Annotated in this window: 21 protein-coding genes and 1 pseudogene; 18 read left to right on the top strand and 4 right to left on the bottom strand. The window is 71.1% G+C overall.

Annotated elements, in window-relative coordinates; all coding sequences use genetic code 11:
* Nucleotides 1-31: 31 nt before the first annotated feature.
* Entirely contained in the window at nt 32-1,021 is a 990-nt protein-coding gene (locus ACYVIH_RS08825; protein ID WP_460868308.1) for a DUF2332 domain-containing protein, read from the bottom strand.
* Between the two features lie 136 nt (nt 1,022-1,157).
* Here ACYVIH_RS08825 and ACYVIH_RS08820 point away from each other — a divergent pair, with 136 nt between their 5' ends.
* The 5 genes from ACYVIH_RS08820 (at nt 1,158) to folE (ending at nt 6,728) form a co-directional block, all read left to right on the top strand.
* The gene (locus ACYVIH_RS08820; RefSeq protein WP_460868306.1) at nt 1,158-2,228 is read left to right on the top strand and encodes a zinc-dependent metalloprotease; all 1,071 of its coding nucleotides are present in this window, start codon (nt 1,158-1,160) and stop codon (nt 2,226-2,228) included.
* Between the two features lie 8 nt (nt 2,229-2,236).
* Nucleotides 2,237-3,292: a tRNA lysidine(34) synthetase TilS gene (tilS, locus tag ACYVIH_RS08815; RefSeq protein ID WP_460868304.1), complete on the top strand. Its 1,056-nt coding sequence runs from the start codon at nt 2,237-2,239 to the stop codon at nt 3,290-3,292.
* A gap of 5 nt (nt 3,293-3,297) precedes the next feature.
* Complete coding sequence (gene hpt / locus ACYVIH_RS08810) at nt 3,298-3,849, top strand: hypoxanthine phosphoribosyltransferase (protein WP_460868302.1); 552 nt, start codon at nt 3,298-3,300, stop codon at nt 3,847-3,849.
* A 252-nt stretch (nt 3,850-4,101) separates the two neighbouring features.
* Entirely contained in the window at nt 4,102-6,099 is a 1,998-nt protein-coding gene (gene ftsH / locus ACYVIH_RS08805) for an ATP-dependent zinc metalloprotease FtsH (RefSeq protein WP_460868300.1), read from the top strand.
* Nucleotides 6,100-6,107: 8 nt separating this feature from the next.
* Nucleotides 6,108-6,728: a GTP cyclohydrolase I FolE gene (folE, locus tag ACYVIH_RS08800; RefSeq protein ID WP_460868298.1), complete on the top strand. Its 621-nt coding sequence runs from the start codon at nt 6,108-6,110 to the stop codon at nt 6,726-6,728.
* A gap of 60 nt (nt 6,729-6,788) precedes the next feature.
* On the opposite strand, the gene ACYVIH_RS08795 is transcribed toward folE, so the two are convergent.
* Nucleotides 6,789-7,592: a hypothetical protein gene (locus tag ACYVIH_RS08795; RefSeq protein WP_460868296.1), complete on the bottom strand. Its 804-nt coding sequence runs from the start codon at nt 7,590-7,592 to the stop codon at nt 6,789-6,791.
* A gap of 450 nt (nt 7,593-8,042) precedes the next feature.
* On the opposite strand from ACYVIH_RS08795, the pseudogene folP reads away from it, so the two are divergent.
* The 11 genes and pseudogenes from folP to ACYVIH_RS08740 all read left to right on the top strand — a co-directional run.
* Nucleotides 8,043-8,879, top strand: a pseudogene (folP, locus tag ACYVIH_RS08790) (dihydropteroate synthase); the annotation flags it as partial.
* Between the two features lie 110 nt (nt 8,880-8,989).
* Nucleotides 8,990-9,430 (top strand): nuclear transport factor 2 family protein, encoded by a 441-nt coding sequence (locus ACYVIH_RS08785; RefSeq protein ID WP_460868294.1) that lies wholly within the window; start codon nt 8,990-8,992, stop codon nt 9,428-9,430.
* Nucleotides 9,417-9,809, top strand: a complete 393-nt coding sequence (folB, locus tag ACYVIH_RS08780) for a dihydroneopterin aldolase (protein WP_460868292.1) — start codon at nt 9,417-9,419, stop codon at nt 9,807-9,809. The genes ACYVIH_RS08785 and folB overlap by 14 nt, the downstream gene beginning before the upstream one ends.
* Nucleotides 9,806-10,372 (top strand): 2-amino-4-hydroxy-6-hydroxymethyldihydropteridine diphosphokinase, encoded by a 567-nt coding sequence (folK, locus tag ACYVIH_RS08775; RefSeq protein ID WP_460868290.1) that lies wholly within the window; start codon nt 9,806-9,808, stop codon nt 10,370-10,372. Before folB ends, folK begins: the two co-directional genes overlap by 4 nt.
* Nucleotides 10,373-10,458: 86 nt before the next feature.
* Nucleotides 10,459-10,899, top strand: coding sequence for a DUF3180 domain-containing protein (locus ACYVIH_RS08770; RefSeq protein WP_460868288.1), 441 nt, complete (start codon nt 10,459-10,461; stop codon nt 10,897-10,899).
* A gap of 62 nt (nt 10,900-10,961) precedes the next feature.
* Nucleotides 10,962-11,528 (top strand): hypothetical protein, encoded by a 567-nt coding sequence (locus tag ACYVIH_RS08765; RefSeq protein ID WP_460868286.1) that lies wholly within the window; start codon nt 10,962-10,964, stop codon nt 11,526-11,528.
* A 163-nt stretch (nt 11,529-11,691) separates the two neighbouring features.
* Nucleotides 11,692-12,762, top strand: coding sequence for a GNAT family N-acetyltransferase (locus tag ACYVIH_RS08760; protein WP_460868283.1), 1,071 nt, complete (start codon nt 11,692-11,694; stop codon nt 12,760-12,762).
* Complete coding sequence (locus tag ACYVIH_RS08755) at nt 12,759-14,174, top strand: hypothetical protein (protein ID WP_460868282.1); 1,416 nt, start codon at nt 12,759-12,761, stop codon at nt 14,172-14,174. Before ACYVIH_RS08760 ends, ACYVIH_RS08755 begins: the two co-directional genes overlap by 4 nt.
* Before the next feature lie 134 nt (nt 14,175-14,308).
* Nucleotides 14,309-14,539, top strand: a complete 231-nt coding sequence (locus ACYVIH_RS08750) for a hypothetical protein (RefSeq protein ID WP_460868280.1) — start codon at nt 14,309-14,311, stop codon at nt 14,537-14,539.
* Nucleotides 14,540-14,769: 230 nt separating this feature from the next.
* Entirely contained in the window at nt 14,770-15,684 is a 915-nt protein-coding gene (locus ACYVIH_RS08745) for a hypothetical protein (protein WP_460868278.1), read from the top strand.
* A 19-nt stretch (nt 15,685-15,703) separates the two neighbouring features.
* Nucleotides 15,704-16,849 (top strand): heparan-alpha-glucosaminide N-acetyltransferase domain-containing protein, encoded by a 1,146-nt coding sequence (locus ACYVIH_RS08740; RefSeq protein ID WP_460868276.1) that lies wholly within the window; start codon nt 15,704-15,706, stop codon nt 16,847-16,849.
* Between the two features lie 9 nt (nt 16,850-16,858).
* Here ACYVIH_RS08740 and ACYVIH_RS08735 read toward each other — a convergent pair whose 3' ends face one another.
* Nucleotides 16,859-17,941 (bottom strand): ABC transporter ATP-binding protein, encoded by a 1,083-nt coding sequence (locus ACYVIH_RS08735; RefSeq protein WP_460868274.1) that lies wholly within the window; start codon nt 17,939-17,941, stop codon nt 16,859-16,861.
* A gap of 23 nt (nt 17,942-17,964) precedes the next feature.
* On the opposite strand from ACYVIH_RS08735, the gene ACYVIH_RS08730 reads away from it, so the two are divergent.
* Both ACYVIH_RS08730 and ACYVIH_RS08725 read left to right on the top strand, forming a co-directional pair.
* Nucleotides 17,965-18,651: an ABC transporter permease gene (locus tag ACYVIH_RS08730; RefSeq protein WP_460868272.1), complete on the top strand. Its 687-nt coding sequence runs from the start codon at nt 17,965-17,967 to the stop codon at nt 18,649-18,651.
* Nucleotides 18,648-19,421, top strand: a complete 774-nt coding sequence (locus ACYVIH_RS08725) for an ABC transporter permease (RefSeq protein ID WP_460868270.1) — start codon at nt 18,648-18,650, stop codon at nt 19,419-19,421. Before ACYVIH_RS08730 ends, ACYVIH_RS08725 begins: the two co-directional genes overlap by 4 nt.
* On the opposite strand, the gene ACYVIH_RS08720 is transcribed toward ACYVIH_RS08725, so the two are convergent.
* A complete protein-coding gene (locus ACYVIH_RS08720) occupies nt 19,398-20,987 on the bottom strand; it encodes an HNH endonuclease signature motif containing protein (RefSeq protein WP_460868268.1) in 1,590 nt (529 codons plus the stop codon). The two genes, ACYVIH_RS08725 and ACYVIH_RS08720, sit on opposite strands and share 24 nt — an antisense overlap.
* Between the last annotated feature and the right edge of the window lie 109 nt (nt 20,988-21,096).

Below are 21,096 nucleotides of genomic sequence, written 5' to 3'. Positions count from 1 at the left end.
ACACGTGGGAACCCAGCCGACCCGGCGCCAGTCAGAGCCAGGTCATCGACCGGCCGTGCCCATGGGTCCACGCCACGGCCCGTCCGTCGAGCCCGAGCGTGAACCTCCCCGCGGGAGCGGGCGAGCCGGCGGTGTCGGCCACCGCGGGCAACACCGCGGGCGCCTCGTTGCTCACCCACCGGCAGACCCCGTCGGCGACGAGGCCGGTCATCATCAGATGGAACCGCTCGCGGTCAGCCGGTTCGAGGTAGGCGATCACCGCGCTGTGGAAGACCACCACCTCGCCCTGCCCCGCGGCCTCCTCGAGCAGTGTGGGCAGGTCGGTGAGCAGGTCACCCTGCCGCAGCACGGGCGGCTCGGCCCGCGCGACGGCGACCGCTGCCTCGAGCCGCCGGCGGCGGTCGTCCTGCTCCGGCCACACCAGGTTGGCCAGCCACGCCATCGCGTCGTCGTCCGTCACGTCGAGCGGATTGAGGTCCAGCCCACCACGCCACGCGACCTGCGGCGGCCGGTGAGGCAGCGGCGCCGGTCCGGTCACCTCGCAGGCCACCCTCGGCGACCCCGGCGTCGAGGTGAGTACGGCGCCCGAGCCGCTCGTCCACGCGTAGCCGTAACGGTCGGGGTAGAGGCACAGGCCCGCGCTCGCACCCACCTCGATCAGCGCCAACGGGCGGCCCGCCTGCTGCTCGATCATCGAGAACACAGGCACCAGCGTGGCGAGCCGGCCGACCTCGTTCGTCTGCGTCGAACGAGCCAGGATCGTGCTCCGGATCGCGGCGTCGTCGGCGAGCAGGGCAGTCCGGAGACCGTCGTACGGACCGGGGGCGGGGACGCCGTGCCACCGCGCGGCCGCGAAGACCAGGTTCGGCTGCTGCTTGACCGGCGGCAGGTCGCCGATCCAGGCGAGCACCTCGGGATCGCCGGCGACGCCGAGCGCCCATGCCTCGAAGCAGGGGGAGTCGCCGGCGGCGTACGCCGCGAAGTCGCGGTACTGGCCCGCCAGGTCGCCGTACAGCTCCATGTCCGCCATCCTCCCCGCGCGGTCCGCCTGCCCACGCGTCGGGTCGGCGGCACACGCGGTCGGACAGCTCGGCCGCCGGGGTCGCCGCCGTCGCCGGAGAATCCGGGCGGTTGTCGCGGCGGCGTAGGGTCTGGACATGCCAAACCGCTCCACGATGATCGACTGGGACCTCGCCGTGGTCGCCGCGTCGAAGCTCTCCGGGCCCGGCCCGACGGTCAGCCGCGCCGTGGCCGAGGCAGCGGTCGCGGAGCTGCGCGAGGGCGCCCGCCGGTCGACCCCGCTGGTGCGCGACTACACCGGCCTCGACGCCCCCGACGACCGGAGCGCCCCGGTGCTCGTCGTCGACCGGCCGGGGTGGATCCAGGCCAACGTGGACGGCTTCTCCACCATCCTCTCCCCGCTCGTCGAGAAGCTCCGCGAGCGCCGCGGCACCCCCTCGCCGATGGCCGAGGCGATCGGTTCGCGCGTCACCGGCCTGGAGCTCGGCGGCCTGCTGGGGTTCATGTCGACGAAGGTGCTCGGCCAGTTCGACCCGTTCCACGAGCCCGAGCCGGGTGCGGCGGCCGGGCGGCTCCTCCTGGTGGCGCCCAACATCGTCCACGTCGAGAACGAGCTCGACGTCGACCCCACCGACTTCCGGCTGTGGGTGTGCCTCCACGAGGAGACCCACCGCGTGCAGTTCACCGCGGTGCCGTGGATGCGCGACCACATCCACGGCCAGATCGCAGCACTCGTCGACTCCGTCGAGGTCGACCCGGCCAAGCTCGCCGACATGGTCGGCGAGGGCGTGAAGCGGATCGGTGACCTGCTCCGCGGCGACGACGAGGTGAGCCTGCTCGACCTGGTCCAGTCCCCCGAGCAGAAGGTCGTGCTCGACCGGATCACCGCGGTGATGTCGCTGCTCGAGGGCCACGCCGACGTGGTGATGGACGGGGTCGGCCCGACGGTGATCCCGTCGGTGGAGGACATCCGCAAGAAGTTCAACCAGCGCCGCAAGGGCGCCGGCGGCTTCGACCGGGTGATCCGCCGGCTGCTCGGCCTCGACGCGAAGATGGCGCAGTACCGCAACGGCGCCGCCTTCGTCCGCGGCGCGATCGACAAGGTCGGCATGGACGGCTTCAACGCGGTCTGGGCGCAGCCGGAGAACCTCCCCAGCCGCGACGAGATCGGTGACCCCGGCGCGTGGGTACGCCGGGTGCACGGCTGACCCACGCCATGGGGCCCCATCCCGCGGTCGCAGCCGTGCGGCTCGCCGTACGACGCGCGCTGGCCGACGTTCGGCCCGCCGATGTGGCGCCGGCCGCCGGGCCGCCCGATGTGGCGTCGGCCGCCGGGCCGGTCCTGGTCGCCTGCTCCGGCGGCGCCGACTCGCTCGCCCTGCTCGCCGCGACCGTCTTCGAGACCCGCCGCGCCGGCGTCCGGGTCATCGGGGTGACCGTCGACCACGGCCTCCAGCCGGGCTCGGCCGAGCACGCGGAGGCCGTCGTGAAGCAGATGGCCGCGATCGGCACCGACGAGACCGCGACCGCCACGGTCCGCGTCGACCCCGGTGGGCGCGGCATCGAGGCGGCCGCACGCCAGGCACGCTACGCCGCGCTCGAGCAGCTCGCCGACCACTTCGGCAGCCGGGTCGTGCTGCTCGGGCACACCCTCGACGACCAGGCCGAGACCGTGCTGCTCGGCCTCACCCGCGGCTCCGGCGGCAGGTCGATCGCGGGGATGCGGACCGGGTTCGGGCCGTTCCGCCGGCCGCTGCTCGGCATCACCCGTGCGGAGACCGAGGCGGCGTGTGCGGCCGAGGGTCTCGACGCCTGGCAGGACCCCCACAACGAGGACCCACGGTTCACCCGCGCCCGGATCCGGCACCGGGTGATGCCGATGCTCGAGGCGGAGCTCGGGCCGGGCGTCGCCGCGACGCTGGCCCGCACCGCCGACCAGCTGCGCGAGGACATGGAGACGCTGGACGACCTCGCCGACGACCTCCACGAGGTGGCTCGCACGCCGACCGGGCTCGACCTCGCGGCCCTGCAGGCGCAGCCGGCCGCCCTGCGTCGCCGGGTGCTCCGGCTCGCCGCGGTCGCCGCCGGGAGCACGCCGAGCGAGCTGTTCCGGGTGCACGTGCTGGCGATGGACGAGCTGGTCGTCGCCTACCGCGGTCAGCTCCGCGTCGAGCTGCCCGGCCACGTGAGCGTCGTACGACGGGACGGGGAGCTGCGCTTCGAGCGGACCGGACCCGCGCGCCGGACCGGCCAGGATCCTGTGGCAGGCTGACGCCCATGGACGCGAAGGACATCGAGGGCGACCTGGTCAACGTCCTCTACACCGAGGAGCAGATCCAGGACCGGCTCGCGGAGCTGGCGGCCGCCATCGAGAAGGACTACGAGGGCAAGGACATCCTGCTCGTCGGCGTCCTCCGGGGCGCGGTGATGGTGATGGCCGACCTGGCCCGGCACTTCTCCCGCCACGTCGAGATGGACTGGATGGCGGTCTCGTCCTACGGCTCGGGCACCCAGTCCTCCGGCGTCGTCCGGATCCTCAAGGACCTCGACACCGACATCACCGACCGGCACGTCCTGATCGTCGAGGACATCATCGACACCGGCCTCACGCTGTCCTGGCTGGTCACCAACCTCGCCTCCCGTGGCCCCGCGAGCGTGGAGATCTGCACGCTGCTGCGCAAGCCCGAGGCGCAGCGGATGAAGGTCGACGTCCGGTACGTCGGCTACGACATCCCCAACGAGTTCGTGATCGGCTACGGGCTCGACTACGCCGAGAAGTACCGCAACCTGCGCTGCATCGGCACCCTCGCCCCGCACGTCTACTCCTGACCTTCCGGTGGTCGAGCCTGTCGAGACCCCCGTACCGGTGTCGAGCCTGTCGAGCCCCGTCCGGCAGGGGAACGGATTCGCCCCCTGCGGCGTTGACACGGGAGGATGGGGGTACGACGCACCGCCTCCCGCGCTCAGTCATGGCCCCTGTCATGGCCGATCGGAGGAGCGGCGGCGCGTGGCTTCGGCGTGTAACGTCGAAGGTCTAGGCAAGTCATCGGGCAGGAGGACGGGACCGCTGGGTCCCGATACATGGACGTGAAGCGCATTTTCCGTGGTCCCTGGGTGTGGATCATCATCGCGGTGGTCGGCGTGCTCGTCGCGCTGCAGTACCTCGCGCCGAACGGCGGCTACCAGGAGATCAAGACCTCCGAGATGGTCGCCCACATCGAGAGCGGCGACGTCAAGGAGATCACCTTCGTCGACGGCGACCAGGAGATCCGGGCCACCCTCGACGACGACAAGCAGGTCATGTCGTCGTGGGTCACCGGCCAGCAGCGCGACCTGATCAACGCGGTCGCCAAGCAGGAGGCCGCCGGCCAGATCGAGGAGTACAACGTCGAGGTGCCCCAGCCGAGCCTGCTCGGCTCGATCCTCGCCACGCTGCTGCCGTTCGCGCTGATCATCCTGCTGTTCCTCTTCCTGATGAACCAGGTCCAGGGCGGCGGCGGCCGGGTCATGCAGTTCGCCAAGTCCAAGGCCAAGCTGATCAGCAAGGACATGCCGAAGACCACGTTCTCCGACGTGGCCGGCTGCCAGGAGGCGATCGAGGAGCTCGGCGAGATCAAGGAGTTCCTCCAGGAGCCCGCGAAGTTCCAGGCCGTCGGCGCGAAGATCCCCAAGGGCGTGCTGCTCTACGGCCCGCCCGGCACCGGCAAGACGCTGCTCGCCCGCGCGGTCGCCGGTGAGGCCGGCGTGCCGTTCTACTCGATCTCCGGCTCGGACTTCGTCGAGATGTTCGTCGGTGTCGGTGCCTCCCGGGTGCGCGACCTGTTCGAGCAGGCCAAGGAGAACGCCCCGGCGATCGTGTTCATCGACGAGATCGACGCCGTCGGCCGCCACCGTGGCGCCGGTATGGGCGGCGGCCACGACGAGCGCGAGCAGACCCTCAACCAGCTCCTGGTGGAGATGGACGGCTTCGACGTCCGCGGCGGGGTCATCCTGATCGCGGCGACCAACCGTCCCGACATCCTCGACCCGGCCCTGCTGCGTCCGGGCCGCTTCGACCGGCAGATAGGTGTCGAGGCCCCCGACCTCGCCGGCCGTCACCAGATCCTCAAGGTGCACTCGCGTGGCAAGCCGATGGCGGAGGGTGTGGACCTGCAGTCGGTTGCCCGTCGTACGCCGGGCTTCACCGGTGCCGACCTGGCCAACGTGCTCAACGAGGCCGCGCTGCTCACCGCGCGCTCGAACCGCAAGCTGATCGACAACGACGACCTCGACGAGGCCATCGACCGCGTGATCGCCGGTCCGCAGAAGCGCACCCGCCTGATGAGCGAGAAGGAGAAGCTCATCACCGCCTACCACGAGGGCGGTCACGCGCTCGTCGCGGCGGCGCTGCCGGGCACCGACCCGGTGCACAAGGTGACGATCCTGCCGCGCGGTCGGGCGCTGGGCTACACGATGGTGCTGCCCGACGAGGACAAGTACTCCCAGACCCGCTCGGAGATGCTCGACAAGCTCGCCTACATGCTCGGCGGCCGCGCCGCGGAGGAGATGGTCTTCCACGACCCGACCACCGGTGCCGGCAACGACATCGACAAGGCGACGTCGCTGGCCCGCGCGATGGTCACGCAGTACGGCATGACCGAGCGGCTCGGCGCGATCAAGCTCGGCGAGACCCAGGGCGAGCCGTTCCTGGGCCGCGACATGGGCCACACGCGCAACTACTCCGAGGAGATCGCGGCGGTCGTCGACGCCGAGACCAAGAAGCTCCTCGCGACCGCGCACCAGGAGGCCTTCGACATCCTCGAGGAGAACCGCGACGTTCTCGACTCGCTGGTGCTCGCGCTGATGGAGCGCGAGACCCTCGACAAGGCCGAGGTCGCCGAGATCTTCGAACCGCTGCGGCGTCGCCCGCGCCGCCCGGCGTGGACCGGCTCCCCGCACCGCGAGCCGTCGGCGATCCCGCCGGTCGAGGTCCCGAAGTCCGCGGCCAACGGCGCCCGTCCCGACGAGCAGTCCGAGAGCGGTGTGATCCTCACGCCGCCCGGCAGCGGTGGGGACGTGCACGGGGACCCGACGGTCTGACGGCTGCGATGGCGATCAATCCGGTCAACAACGAGTCCCAGCCCGACCCCGACGAGGTCCCCGACTTCGACCAGGAGCGGGCCGAGGCGGCGGTGCGCGAGCTGCTCATCGCGGTCGGTGAGGACCCCGACCGCGAGGGGCTCCTCGAGACCCCGGCCCGGGTCGCGCGCGCCTACCGCGAGCTGTTCAGCGGGATGCGGATGCGCGCCGAGGACGTGCTCACCACGACCTTCGACATCGGTCACGACGAGATGATCCTGGTCAAGGACATCGAGCTGTGGTCGATGTGCGAGCACCACCTGGTGCCGTTCACCGGGGTCGCGCACGTCGGGTACATCCCCGCCGACAACGGCCGGATCACCGGGCTGTCCAAGCTCGCCCGGCTCGTCGACGTGTTCGCCCGCCGGCCCCAGGTGCAGGAGCGGCTGACCACCCAGGTCGCCGACTCGCTCATGGAGATCCTCGAGGCCAAGGGCTGCATCGTCGTGATCGAGGCCGAGCACCTGTGCATGACGATGCGCGGGGTGCGCAAGCCCGGCTCCAAGACGGTCACCTCCGCGGTGCGCGGCGTGATGCACAACGCCACGACCCGCGCCGAGGCGATGAGCCTGATCATGGCGGGCCGCTGACCGTCGTACCCCTGGCCAATGGCAGTTCGCGTCGGAGACACCCCGACGACCGCATCCAGTTCAGGCGTGCGGCCGGGGCGGGAGCTTCCACCGCGCCCGCAGCCGGGCCATCCCGGTGGAGGTCAGCGTCGACTCACGCAGCAGCTCGAACCACCGCTCCAGCCGGTCCGGGTCATGTGGCCGGCCCAGAGCTGAGTCGGCCTCGCGCAGGATCTGGTCCGGTCGCCGGAGCAGGTCGACCGCGGTGTAGCCACGCCGGGTCCAGCCGGCGGCGCTGAGTCGACGGTCCCGTGCCAGGTCGGAGCGGTGCTGGTCCCGGTCCCGGTGCACCCCACCGTCGTACTCGTGCAGGACGCGTGTCCCGCGGATCCACAGGTCGCCACGGGCGACGAAGTCACCATCGGGGGAGCGCACCTCAAACTGCGGCACGACCGGCACCTCACACACCACGTGGAACAGCCGCAGCAACGTCTCCCACGCCGACTCCGCCCGGCCATCGGCCATGGTGAGTGCCCCTCGCAAGGCGGGTCCGCCATGCCTGCCGTCGGCAACACCCGCCACGAGCTCGGTGCGGGTGAAGCCGAGGTGCAACGACGAATCGACCAGGATGAGCAGATCCATCAGCCTCAGATCCCGAGCTGCGGCGAGGAGCGTCTCCTCAGGGGTAGCGAGCGCGAGCCCTGCGCGGGTCAGGCGGCTCGGTGGTTTGGCCTGCCGGAACACGTGAATGCCGGCGCGCCGAGGACGCCCGTCGCGCCTGTCCGCAGCTGCGAGCACCGGCGTGTCCTCAGGGAGCTTCGGCAGCTGCCAGCCGTACACCCCGGCCGCGGTCACGCTGGTGAAGCAGGCCGACGCCGGCAACACGAGCGACCAAGCGTGCAGCGCTGCATGTTGACCCCCGCCGGCCCTCGGCATGTGCAGCCCGCGGGAGAGCTGGACGTAGTCCGTGCGCCGCACACGGCCGCGGACAGGGATGAGCGGGGTCGGAGGCATACCCGCAGCATCGCGTCGCGGGACCCACGAGTGGGCCGGTCAGACGCCGCCTGGGGATGGCCGGCAGCCGGGTCCCGCTGTGGACGGTCCTCGGACACCCCATGGCGGCAAGATTGGGCAGATACGACAGGCCCCGACCAGAAATGGGCACGAACGACACTCAGACAGCCCCAGAGTTGTCGCATCTGCCCATTCCTCGCGCGCAACTGTCGTATCTGCCCATTCCTCGCGCGCAACTGTCGTATCTGCCCATTCCCAGCCTCAACTGTCGGGCAGCCGGGCACTCGGGGCGCCCCGGGCCCGCGGGATAGGGTCGGGACCATGTACGTCGGTCCGCCCAGACATGTCGCGGGGCTCCCCGAGCTCGACCGCGCACTCGTCATGGGCGTGCTCAACGTGACCCCGGACAGCTTCTCCGACGGCGGACGGTGGTTCGACACCGACAAGGCGATCGCGCACGGTCGGGAGCTCGCCGAGCAGGGCGCCGACCTGGTCGACGTGGGCGGCGAGTCCACCCGCCCCGGGGCCACCCGGCCGAGCCCGCAGGAGGAGATGGACCGGATCCTCCCGGTGATCAGCGCACTGGCCGCCGACGACATCACGATCTCGGTCGACACGATGCGCGCCGACGTCGCCAAAGCCGCGGTCGAGGCCGGCGCGCGGTTGGTCAACGACGTCTCGGGCGGCCGTGCGGACGACCGGATGTTCGAGACCGTGGCCGCCCTCGGGGCGCCGTACGTCCTCATGCACTGGCGCGCGCACTCCGTTGAGATGCAGCAGCGCACGGAGTACGACGACGTGGTCGCCGACGTGGCCAAGGAGCTGACCGAGCAGCTCGACCTGGCGCTGGCCGCCGGGATCGCCCCGGAGCGGATCGCGCTGGATCCGGGCATCGGGTTCTCCAAGACCGCCGGCCAGAACTGGCAGGTGCTCGCCGCCACGGAGAGGTACCACGACCTGGGGCATCCGCTGCTGATCGCGACGAGCCGCAAGCGGTTCCTCGGGCACCTGCTGGCTGGCCGGGACGGCGAGCTCCGGCCCCCGCTGGAGCGCGACGACGCGACTGCGGCCACCACGGCGCTGGCCGCGGCGGCCGGGGCGTGGTGCATCCGCGCCCACGCCGTACGCCCCACCGCCGACGCCGTCCGCGTCGCCGCCGCCTGGGCAGCGGGCGCCCCCGCCGGCGCGGCCACCAGAGCCGGCGCCGGCGCCCCCGCCGACGCGGCCACCACCGCCGGCGCGGGCAGTGCAACGCCCGGAGAGACACGATGACCGACCGCACCGACCAGCTGCAGCGCGACAGGGCGGCAGTCGAGGAGCTCAACGCCGACTTCTACGCGGCGTTCGAACGCGGCGACCTGGATGCGATGACCGAGATCTGGCTCGACGCGCCGGACACGGTGTGCATCCACCCGGGCACGACGCCGCTGCGCGGGTCGTCGACGATCACCCGTTCGTGGGCGCTGATCATGGCGAACACGCCGTACATCCAGTTCTTCCTCACCGACGTCGAGGTCAACGTGCACGCCGACGTGGCCTCGGTGACCTGCACCGAGAACGTCCTGACCGCCGACGAGAGCACCGCCGACGACGCGTTCGCGGGGGCCCGGGCGGTGGCGACCAATGTGTTCGTTCGCACAGGGGACACCTGGCGGTTGTGGATCCATCACTCCTCCCCGGTAATCTCGTCGGAGCATGATGAGCAGTGACCTTGGCCCCGTAACGGGCACTGACCGGCTGGCGGTGCACGGGGTCGAGGCCTTCGGTCATCACGGTGTGTTCGACTTCGAGCGCCGTGAGGGGCAGCTCTTCAAGGTCGACCTGGTGCTCGGGATGGACACGCGTCCCGCGGCGGCCAGCGACGACTTGCAGGACACCGTCGACTACGGAAACCTCGTGGCGGCGGTCAAGAGGGCAGTGGAGACCGATCCCGTTGACCTCATCGAGACCCTGGCGCAACGCATCGCCGATGTGTGCCTGACCGACAGCCGGGTGCAGTGGACGGAAGTCACCGTGCACAAGCCTGACGCCCCCATCGAGGCGACGTTCTCGGACGTGGCCCTCACTATCCATCGGAGCCGATCGTGACTGAGACGCCGAACCCGAACATCGTGGACACCGACACCCTCACCGGCGAGATGCACCCCATCCGTCGCTGCGTGCTGGCGATCGGGTCCAACCTGGGGGACCGCTTCGGGAGCCTGCAGGGCGCGGTCAACTCCCTCGCCGACACCCCCGAGGTGTGGCTGACCTCGGTGTCCCCGGTGTACGAGACCGAGCCGGTCGGTGCCCCCGAGGGCTCCAAGAACTTCCTCAACGCGGTGATCCTGATCGACACCACGCTCTCGGCGCGGACGCTGCTCGAGCGCTGCCAGGCGATCGAGGATGCCTTCGGCCGCGAGCGCACCGGCATCAAGGGCGAGGCGCGCACCCTCGACGTCGACCTGGTCGTCGTCGGTGACCGTCGGGCGAACGACCCCGACCTGGTCCTCCCGCACCCGCAGGCCCACGAGCGCGCGTTCGTGCTCGCACCGTGGCACGACGTCGAGCCCGACGCCGAGCTGCCCGACCACGGCGCCGTCAAGACCCTGCTCGAGCAGGTAGGCGACCAGGCGGTCACCAAGCGCGAGGACCTCGTCCTCGAGCTCTGAGCCCTTCTGTGAGTCGCGAGCTGCCGCCGGAGCCCGAAGGTCCCGAGCCGCCCGAGCCCCCCACTGGCCACGTCCGTACGACGAGCGTGGGTGCTGTCGTGGGCTCGGCGCTCGTCGGCTTCGTGCTGGGCTGGCTGCTCCGGCCGGTGAGCATCCGGGTCAACGGCTCGGCTCCCACGGTGGGGTGGACGCCGGTGCTCGCGCTGTTGCTCGTCGCGCTGATCATGGGCATGGTCGCGTGGTCGACGTACCGTGACCTGCACCGCCGGGGCATCCGGCTGGAGGCGTACAAGGCGGTCAACCGGCTCGTGCTCGCCAAGGCCAGCGCGCTGGCCGGCTCGGTGGTCGCCGGAGGGTACTTCGGCTACGCGCTCAGCTGGTGGCGGGTCAGCGAGGCCGCGCTCGCCCAGCAGCGGATGATCCAGTCGCTGGTGGCCGGGGCCGCGGGTGTGCTGATCGTCGCAGGATCGTTGCTGCTGGAGCGCGCGTGTCGCGTCCGCGGTGGGGAGGACTCGGACCTACCCTGAGAGCCATGAGCGCTCCTTCCCCCGTTCGTACTCCCGCTCGCCGCCGTCAACGAAGTGTTCGCGTGACCGTTGCCGTCGGTCTCCTCGCGTCCGCCACCCTCGTCGTGATCCTCGCCCTGCCCACGCAGTCGCCGCTGTGGCTGTCGTTCTCGTCGGTGTTCGCGCTGGTCTGCGGCGCGCTGGCGTCGCGGATCGTGTACTCCGAGCTGCTGCAGAGCCGCCAGGAGGCCGCCGCCGACCGTGCCGCGCAGGCCCAGGCGTACCGCAAGATGTTCAACGAGCGCGCCGCCGAGCACGCCGAGTTCACCTCCGTGATGACCGACAGCCTCGCCGCGCGCGACCGGTCCATCAAGGAGCTCGAGGGCACGATCGTGCTCGCCGAGGCCCGCGCGATCGAGGCGGAGACCCGGGTCAAGCGCGAGGCGCGCCGGGCCAACGAGGCCCAGGAGCTCGTCGCCGAGCTCCAGGAGCAGCTCGAGATCCGCAAGGCCGAGCAGGCCGACGAGCTCGCGACCTGGGAGGGCTGGGACGGCGCCCTCGACGCCGAGACGGTCGTCGACCTGCTCGCGTGGGAGGAGAAGGTGCAGAGCGCCAGCGCCTCCGACGCCGAGGACCGCAAGCACGCCTGACCCACCCGGTGGTTAAGGAGGGCGAGGAAAGAGCCCGTCTCGAGACCGCCGGACCCGCCGCGTCATCCCTGGTGGTTTCGAGACGGTCGCTGCGCTCCCTCCTCAACCACCGCCGAAGCCCCCGGGTCGGCCCGGTTGTCTCCCCTTTTGAGACAATGCCTCGGTGATCTCAACCGGCGAAGACCGAAAAGACGCAAACCTTCCCGAGCTCGACCTGCCTGACGGCTGGTCTGCGGCGGTCCCCGACGAGGACGACGCGGCCGAGCTCACCGCCCTGTTACGAAGGCACGAAGAGGTCGGCCGCGGCTGGCCCGGATCCACCAAGGACGACGTCCTCGTCGAGGTCGGCGCCAAGGGGCAGATCGTCCGCGAGAACGTCGTGCTCCGCGACCCTGAGGGCAAGATCCGCGGCTGGGCCACCGCCCACGACCGCGCCAGCGGCCGGATGCTGATGCAGGTCATGGTCGAGCGCGACCTCGACGACCAGACCGCCGACATGGTGGCCATGAAGCTGTTCGAGTGGGCCGACTGGGCCGCCCGCAAGATCGGCCGCGGCCGCGGGCTCGACGTACAGCAGATCGACTCCGGCGCGTTCGCCGACGACCCGCGGCAGCATCGGTGGCTGGAGCAGGCCGGCTACGAGCAGGTCCGCAGCTGGTGGCAGATGAACCGGCCCGTCGAGCCCGGTGACGAGGACCTCGCGCCCGAGCCGGACCGCGGCGTGATCATCCGCCCGGTGATGCGCCAGGGCGGCGGCATGCCCGACGAGGACGACCTGCGCACCGTGCACGACATTCTCGAGGCGGCGTTCGCCGACCACTTCAACTCGGCGGAGGAGTCCTTCGACGAGTTCATCTTCCGGCTGCGCGAGGACCCCGGCCACCGCTGGGACCACTGGTGGATCGCCGAGATCGTCGACGACGGCGAGGAGCCGCAGCCGGCCGGCGCGCTGGTCGGCACGATGATCGAGGGCGGCCTGAACGACCAGGGCGAGCCCCAGCCCGACGGCTCCTACGTGTCCTACATCGGCGTGCTCGAGAACGCTCGCGGTCGCGGGGTCGCCAAGGCGCTGCTCAACATGATCATCGCCGACGCCGCCTCCCGCGGGCGCGACCGCGTGGGCCTCGAGGTCGACGCCGACTCCCCGACGCGGGCGGACGCGCTGTACCTCTCCATGGGCTGGAAGACCAAGTACGTCACCCAGTCCTGGCACAAGGACGTCCCGGTCGAGTGAGGCTCCTGCGACGCCGGCCCGCCACGGTGGGTCCGCGGTTCGAGGTCGTCGACCGGACCCGGCTGTTCGAACCGCTCTCGCGGGGCTTCGTCGCCGTCGACGAGCGGCCCGGCAGCGTGGACGGCCTGGTCCGTAGCGTGTACTCCCCGCCGGCTCCGTTCGTCACCGTCGAGGTGGCGCTCGGCTCCGGGCCCGGTACGACGGTCGCCGGGCTCGCCGCCGCCAACGGTGACCACCTGCTCGGCTTCCACGACCCGAGCACCAACGAGGCCGGCCTCGAGCTGAGCGTCGCGGGCACCACCACCGTGCTGCGGCACCGGCACCTGCGCCACCACCCGCAGCGAATGGCGCTGGTGCTGCTGGAGAACCGGCCCACCGTGCTGATGGACTTCGGCAACGGCTGGCGCCCGGCGTTCATCGACCGCGACCGGGTGCGCCCGCGCATCGACTTCCGCGACCCCGCGACGCTGGCCCGGTTCACCGCGGCGTGGGGCTCCCGCGGCGGTACGACGGACCTGGCGACCGCGCGAGCCGGGCTGTTCGGGATGGCCGGGATGCGCGACCTGCACCTGGTGCAGCACGCCGACGGGTCGCCGTACGTCTCCGACGGCAGGCTGTTCCTCACCGCCACCTGCTCCGGCCTCGGGTTCTTCCAGCAGGCGCACTGGGGCGTGTTCTCCCTCGACGCGGGCGCCTTGGCCGAGGGGCGGCTCGAGCTCGAGCAGACCGGGCACCTGTTCTCCCACCGCGACGGGCTGCTGCTCGGCGACCACGCCGGCCAGCTGGTCCGGGACAGTGACCGGTGGCTCGTCGCGGTGAGCTCGTGGGGCGACTTCACCCCGCAGAGCCGGATCGTCGTGCGGCACACCGACAGCGCCGACGACCTACTCCACGGCGTGCACGTGTTGAAGACCGAGGTCGCGCCGATCCCGACCCGCAACGGGCACTACGACCCGGGGATGACGCGCATCGACGGTCGTTGGTACGTCTCCTACGTCGAGAGCGTCGGCCACCAGCCCAGCGACTTCCACCCCGGCCTCGCGGTCGGCCCGGCCGGCGCCGCGCACTGGACCGAGGGCCTGGAGCGGGTCGGCCAGGACGACTCGCTCCACCAGACCGAGGGCCCGATCCTTGCTGAGCCGTCCGGTCCCGGCACGGGTTGGCTGATGCTCGCCAGCGACGGCCACGAGCGCTGCTACCGCGCCTACGACCTCGGGATGAAGGAGGTGGGCCGGCTGGATGCGCCGTACGGCAGCAACATCCCGCACCCGATGGTGTTCGACCTGCCCGCCTCCTTCGGCGGTGGCCGGTTCCTGATCACCTTCGACGGCACGCCGTACGCGGAGAAGAAGCTGCGCTACGGCACCCACGGCGACGTCATCCTCATGCGCGCCACCCCCGCCGGTGGTTGAGAGGCCCGGTGGTTGAGGACGCCCCGGTGGTTGAGGAGCGAGCTTGCGAGCGTCTCGAAACCTCCGGACCCACCCCGCGACGGTAGGTTGACCCCCGCACGGGGGAGGAACCTCCTGAGACGGAAGGTGACGACATGCCAGCACCCAGCACGACCGACACCGAGCTTCCGAGGCTGGTCGGGTACGTCCTGCAGCACCTCGCCTGGGCCCTCTACACAGCGGCCGGCGGGATGCTCGCGACGATGGGGCTGGTCTGGATGGTCACCCAGGACTTCCCCGGCCGCTGGCTGGTCGCCGTGGTGGGCTGTGTCTCCGCCGGCCTGATCTTCAGCTACGGCGCCCGCGACGTCCCCGGCCTGGACTAGGACCGCCGGGCCCGACCAGGCCCGCGAAGTGGGCACGAACGACACCAGCCTCCGAGAATTGGGCACGAACGACACAGATTTCGCTCTGGAGCTGTCGTTCGTGCCCATTCCACGAGCGGGATTGCCGTTTCTGCCCATTCCAGGCCGAGCACCCGTACCAGATGTCCGATTTGTCTGCGGGCGTCCCGCCCTGCCGCCTACGGTTTCCCCGCACCCACACCGGAGGAACCGTGAAGAACCGCCTGCTCGTCTCGACCGCCCTCGTACTCACCCTCGGCCTCGCCGCAGCGCCCGCCGCCAGCGCTCGCACCGCAGTCCCGGCGCCCCAGTCCGCCGAGATCCCGCAGGTGACCGGCGTGGACCTGGTCAGCCGGTACGACGTGCTGAGCCAGTGGGACACCGGCGAGCTCACCCACGAGGCGAAGTACGGCGACAGCTGGATGCAGTACCAGCGTCAAGGATCGTTCTTCGTCCCGACGAAGCTCAGGAACGGGTCGGCGACGCGCGTCGAGGCGACCCTGAACGAGACGATGCAGAAGTACTTCCGGGTCGACGAGCCGCCGTCCGGCCTCTGGGTGGGCGCCTTCCTCGAGCGCAGCCGGGACGACGCGCCGATGCCGCCGAAGGACTACTGGACCAAGGACTGGTTCGAGGTCGACTTCGTGATCGACGGCTGGGTCGAGGACGACAACGGCAATCCGGTGTACGCCCCGCCCACCCCGGAGGGTGTCGTCGACTTCGAGCGCTTCGAGGGTGTCCGGACCACCACCCGCTTCGCCCTGCCGACCAAGTGGATGGTCAAGGTGGTCAAGAAGAGCGCGCGGGCGAGCAGTGCGCGCCTGCGCGCCGGCGGGTCAGTGTGCATCGCGCCGAACGTCCGCTCCCGGGCGGTGCACGCAGGCAGCGGCGAGCTCCAGCTGGTCTCGGCCCCGCCCGCCGTACGCCGGCACTTCATCGTCCGGGTGAGCCAGCTGAGCTCCGACTTCGGCCCGCAGTTCGGCCAGGTCTGCGTGAAGGCGCGCAACCCCAAGCGGCTCGCGCGGGCTCCGCGTCAGATCCCGCTCACCGTGCGGATGGCGGCACTCAACCGCGCCAACGTGCAGGTGCACAGCGCGCCCACGGTGCTGACGATCAACTGGAGCTGATGCAGGTACTCTCCCGGGCATGAGTCGGGGGAGCACCATCACAGAAGACACGCCAGTCGCCGAGAAGGCGCCGGTGAAGCAGGCCCACCGCCGCGTCGGCTCGCTGGACACCGTCCGCGGGATCCTGCTGGTCGTCAACATCCTGGTCATCTCGATGTTCTCGCCCCGGCCCGAGCAGTTGGTGCACGCGCAGTGGATCGGGGTCACCGCGGTCGACCTGATCTTCCCGGTGTTCGTGACGTTCTCCGGCGTGGGTCTGGCGTTCGCGCACCGCAACACGATCGGCTGGCGCCGGATGCTCCGCCGCAGCGTCCTGTTGCTGCTGATCGGCCTGGCCTACACCGCGGTGATGACCGGCTCCACCGACCTCGACACGTTGCGGTTCACCGGCCCGCTTCAGGTGTACGCCGTGCTTGTGCTCGTCGTCGGCGTGCTCCATCTCGTGCTCCGACGCCCCCTGCACTGGGCGATCGCCACGCTCATCGTGGCCGGCGCGATGACGGCGTTCTTCGCCTCCTGGCAGGCCGGCTGCGCGACCGCCGTACTCACCCCCGAGTGCAACCCCTCCCGCACGATCGACTTCGCACTGCTGGGCACCGACCACGTCTACGCGTTCGGGGAGCTCGGCCACGACCCCGAGGGGCTGGTCGCGACGATGGGCGCGCTGGTGACGGCGATGGTCGGTACGACGGCCGGGCACCTCGCGCTCGCCAACCGCGGCTCGTGGCGGGCGCCGGCGTGGATCCTCGGCTGGGCCGTGCTCGTCGCCGGAGCGGCGTGGGCGGCGGAGGCGTACGTCCCGGCGATGAAGCGGCTGTGGACCACACCGTTCGCGCTCGGCGTCGCAGCGCTCGGGGTCGCGGTGTTCGCCGCCGGCATCGCCGCGATGGACCTGCGCGCACCCCGCGTGTGGAAGCGCACCCGCGGCTGGCTGAGCTGGCCGCTCGTCGCGCTCGGCCGCAACAGCCTGCTGGTGTACTTCGGCAGCCACCTCGTCCTCCACGTGCTCGACGACAACGGCGGCGAGACGACGTGGAGCCAGGCGCTGGCCGACCGCGTCGACGTCATCGGCAACGCCGAGCTGAGCTTCATGCTCACGATGCTGCTGCTGTGGGTCGTGGTGACCGCCGTGCTGCACAAGCAGCGGATCTACCTGCGGCCCTGAGCCCGCCGGTCAGCCCGCGGCCTGCTCGTCCTCGGTCACCGAGCGTCGCAGGGCCGCGTGGATCGCCTCAGGGGTGAGTACGCCGAGCACCTCGCCGTCCTGCACCACGCGTACCACCGGCTCGTCTTGGCGCATCATCACCGCCAGCGCGTCCTCCAGCGACGCCGACACCTCCACTTCTCCGTTGGTCGAGCTTGTCGAGACCCCTCCGCTGGTCGAGCTCGCGCTGGTCGAGCTTGTCGAGACCCCGCGACCCGGGGTCTCGACGGGCTCGACCACCGGTCCGGGCTCCACCACCGGTCCGGCCTCGACCGGCGAGACGAGGTCCTCCACCCGGATCGGCGTGACAGCCAGCCGCCGCAGCCCCCGCGAGGCCCCGACGAACTCGGCGACGAAGTCGTCGGCCGGCCGGCCGAGAAGCTCGGCCGGCGTGGCGTACTGCACCAGCCGCCCGCCCGGTGCGAACACCGCCACCAGGTCCCCGAGCCGGACGGCCTCGTCGATGTCGTGGGTCACCAGCATCACGGTCTTGCCGAGCGACCGCTGGAGCCGGTGGAACTCCTCCTGCAGCATCCCGCGGTTGATCGGGTCGACGGCGCCGAACGGCTCGTCCATCAACAGCACCGGCGGGTCGGCCGCGAGCGCACGGGCCACCCCGACACGTTGGCGTTCTCCGCCGGAGAGCGCATGCGGGTAGCGACCGCCGTACACCGAAGGGTCCAGCCCGACCAACTCCAGCAGCTCGTCGGCCCGCTCCGCGGACCGAGCGCGCGGCCAGCCCAGCAGCGACGGGACGGTCGCGACGTTGGTGCGGATGGTCTGGTGGGGGAAGAGGCCGACCTGCTGGATGACGTACCCGATGTGCCGGCGCAGCTCCACCGGGTCCGACGATCGGACGTCGACCCCGTCAACGGTAATCGTGCCGGTGGTCGGCTCGATCAGCCGGTTCACCATCTTCAGCGTGGTGGACTTCCCGCACCCGGACGGGCCGACCAGACACACGAGCGCGCCACGTGGCACCGACAGCGACAGGTCGTGCACCGCGACGGTCTCGTCGGCGTACGTCTTGCCCACGCCGTCGAGCCGGATCATCACATCTTCGCTACCTTGCACGGATGGTCCTGTCGCAGGAGACGCCCGACAACTGCCTGGTGCGCAACGAGTGGATCTGTCCGGCGTACCTCGACAGTCGCGCCGAGCAGCTCACCGACGCGCTGGTGCAGCACGTGTGGCTCACGGTGGTCTCCGTCCTGATCGGGCTGCTCGTCGCGCTTCCGCTGGCGTTGCTCGCCCGACGGTACCGAAGACTCGAGTGGCTGGTCGTCGGCACGACCACCGCGCTCTACACGATCCCGTCGCTGGCGCTGTTCGCGCTGCTGCTGCCGATCACCGGGCTGACACCGACGACGGTGGTCACCGGGCTCGTCCTGTACTCCCTGACGATCCTGGTCCGCAACATCATCGAGGGCCTACGCTCCGTGCCGCCCGACGTGATCGAGGCGGCCCGGGGGATGGGGTACGGCGGTGGGCGGCTCCTCCTCACCGTCGAGCTACCGCTCGCGCTCCCCAGCGTCATGGCCGGGCTGCGTGTCGCGACCGTGTCGACCGTCGCGCTGACCACGGTCGGGGCGATCGTGAACTACGGCGGCCTCGGCAACCTCCTGCTGCAGGCGGTGCAGACCCAGTTCCGTCCGCAGGTGCTGACCGCCAGCGTGCTGTGCGTGGCTCTCGCGGTCGCCTTCGACCTGCTCCTCGTCGGAGCGCAACGGGTGCTGACCCCGTGGACGAGGAGGGCGGCGTGATCGAGGTCCTGCGTGGTGTCCTCGCGTGGTTCCAGGACCCGGCCAACTGGCGTGGCGAGGAGGGCTTGGTCAACCGGCTCGTCGAGCACCTGCTGCTGACCGGCACGGCCACCCTGGCCGCCGTACTCCTCGGCCTGCCGCTCGCGGTCTGGCTCGGCCACATCGGCCGCGGCGGTGTGCTGGCGGTGAACATCTCCAACGTGGGCAGAGCGGTGCCGACGTTCGCGGTGCTCCTGCTGCTGGCGCTGGGGCCCGTCGGCAGTGACGACCTGGGTCCGTACGGCCGGGCGGGCCTGGCGACCCTGATCGCGCTGGTGCTGTTCGCCCTGCCGCCGATCATCACCAACGCCTACGTCGGGATGCGCGAGGTGGACCGGGACACGGTCGAGGCGGCGCGCGGGATGGGCATGCGCGGTAACCAGCTGCTGCGGCGGGTCGAGCTGCCGCTGGCGCTGCCGCTGATCGTCACCGGCATCCGGCTCGCGGTGGTGCAGGTGTGGGCGACCGCGACGATCGCGGCGTTGGTCGCGGGGCCGGGCCTCGGCCGGATCATCACGCTGGGCTTCCGGCGCCAGGACGTGCCCGAGGTGGTCGCCGGTGCGCTGGTGGTCGCGGTGATCGCGCTGGTCCTGGAGGGGTTGATGTTCCTGGCCCAGCGGACTCTCGATCCGGTCGGCCGTGCCCAGCGGGCAACGGCAAGCTCCGGGCGCGCAACAGCACGTCCGGAGCTCTCAGCGAAGGCAGGGTCAGGCGGTGTAGATCCGGCGTAGTCGGGGTTTGCCGTTCGCCCATTCGACCCGCCACTTCGGGCTGTGCAGCAGGCTGTGGTGGTAGGGGCAGACGAGTCCCCCGGAAGCGAGGTCAGTGGGCCCGCCCTTCTCCCACTCCTCGAAGTGGTGAGCGTGGCACCAGGCGGCAGGCCGGTCGCAGCCTTCGATCAGGCACTTCTTGTCGCGGACCGCCATGGCCTGGCGCTGATACTCGTTGTAGATGCGCTGGGAGCGGCCGAGGTCGAGAGGAACGCCTTCACCGTTCAGTACGACCGGGATGAGCTTGGCCTCGCAGGCGAAGCGGCGTGCCTGGCTGGCGGAGATCGGGGTGCCGGTGTCGAGCATCGCGACGCCATTGCGGCCTTCGAGCTCGGCCAGGGTCATCGTCACCATCACCGTCGCGGAGACACCGCCGGAGGACGGCAGGAACTTCGAGGGCAGCCGCTCGAGCAGGTCCATCAGCGCGTGTCCGAGCCGCACCGGGTAGGGGATCGTGCGGCCGGTCTCCTGCTCCTCCGGTGACTCGTCGGCGAGGACGTCCTCGATGGACTCGGCCGGCTCATCCCCCTCGGCATCGGTGCCCGCGGCACCGGAGTCCCCACAGCCGTCCTCGGGGCCAGAGCGCTCGCAGCTGCCGCCGGGAGCGGAATCCGCGCCGGCGTCTCCAGGACCTGAGTCCAGGTCTGCGTCCTCGGGACGCACGTCGTCGGGCTGCGAGGTGGGAATGTTCGGGTTGGACCGCCGGCGAGGAGCTGCGAACGCCTGGAGGGCCTTGATCAGCATGTCGGCCTGGACGTCGGGCAGCTTGCCGCGGAAGCCGGTGGTGCCGTCGCCGTTGCGCCAGGACTGGAAGAACGCCTTCGCCCGCGCAAGCTCCTCCTCGTCCTCGAGGTCCTTGCCCACCTTGGCGTCGGCGCCGTCGGGGTCGATGACCTCCCACAACTTGCGGCCGACGGCGCGCAGCTGGGCGGGATCCATCTCTTGCGCTGCGTCGATCAGGACGCGCTGACACGCCTCGAGCTTCTCGGGATCGAGATCGCGGGGCAGCTTGCGCAGCGCACGGACCGCAACCGCCACGTGCTCGGGGCTCATCAGGCCTCGCGCCAACGCATCGGCGAGCAGCCGGTAGCGACGGTCCAGATCCCTGGCCAACCGCATCTCCATCGAGGCGGTGGCCCGGCGGGTCTGCGTCAGGTGCGATACGAACGCGACCGTCGAGGTGGCGCCGGTGAGGTCCTCGATCCGCTGGACCTGGCCGGCGACCAGGAGCCGCATCTTCAAGGCGAACAACCCAGCGATCAGCTGGACGACCGCGAGCAGCATCAGCCGGATCTCGGCCGGCCGCAGCGTTGAGACGCCCGCCTCGCGCACACTGTCGAGAGTCTCTAGGCAGGTCAGCACCGCAGCGCACACCGGGTGCCCGCTCGGCGGCTCACCCGATCCGGAACCAGAGCCGCCGCAACCCTGGCCCGAGGACGACTCCGAGACGACGCCGACACCGGGCACACCCCAGCCACCGTCCGCGGCTGCTGCCGCGGATCCGGGGGCGAAGGCTGTCTGGCTCATGTCTCCACGCTAGGCCCACCCGACGTCATTCTCGAACAAATGTGCGAACGTGTGGAGAACGTCGAGCCCCTCTCGCCTGTGGACGAAACCTGGCTCGGCCGGCCTAGCG

Source organism: Nocardioides pakistanensis, from assembly GCF_054781215.1.
Note: the sequence above shows the minus strand (reverse complement) of the source record. Positions and strands in the feature narration are given on the sequence as shown.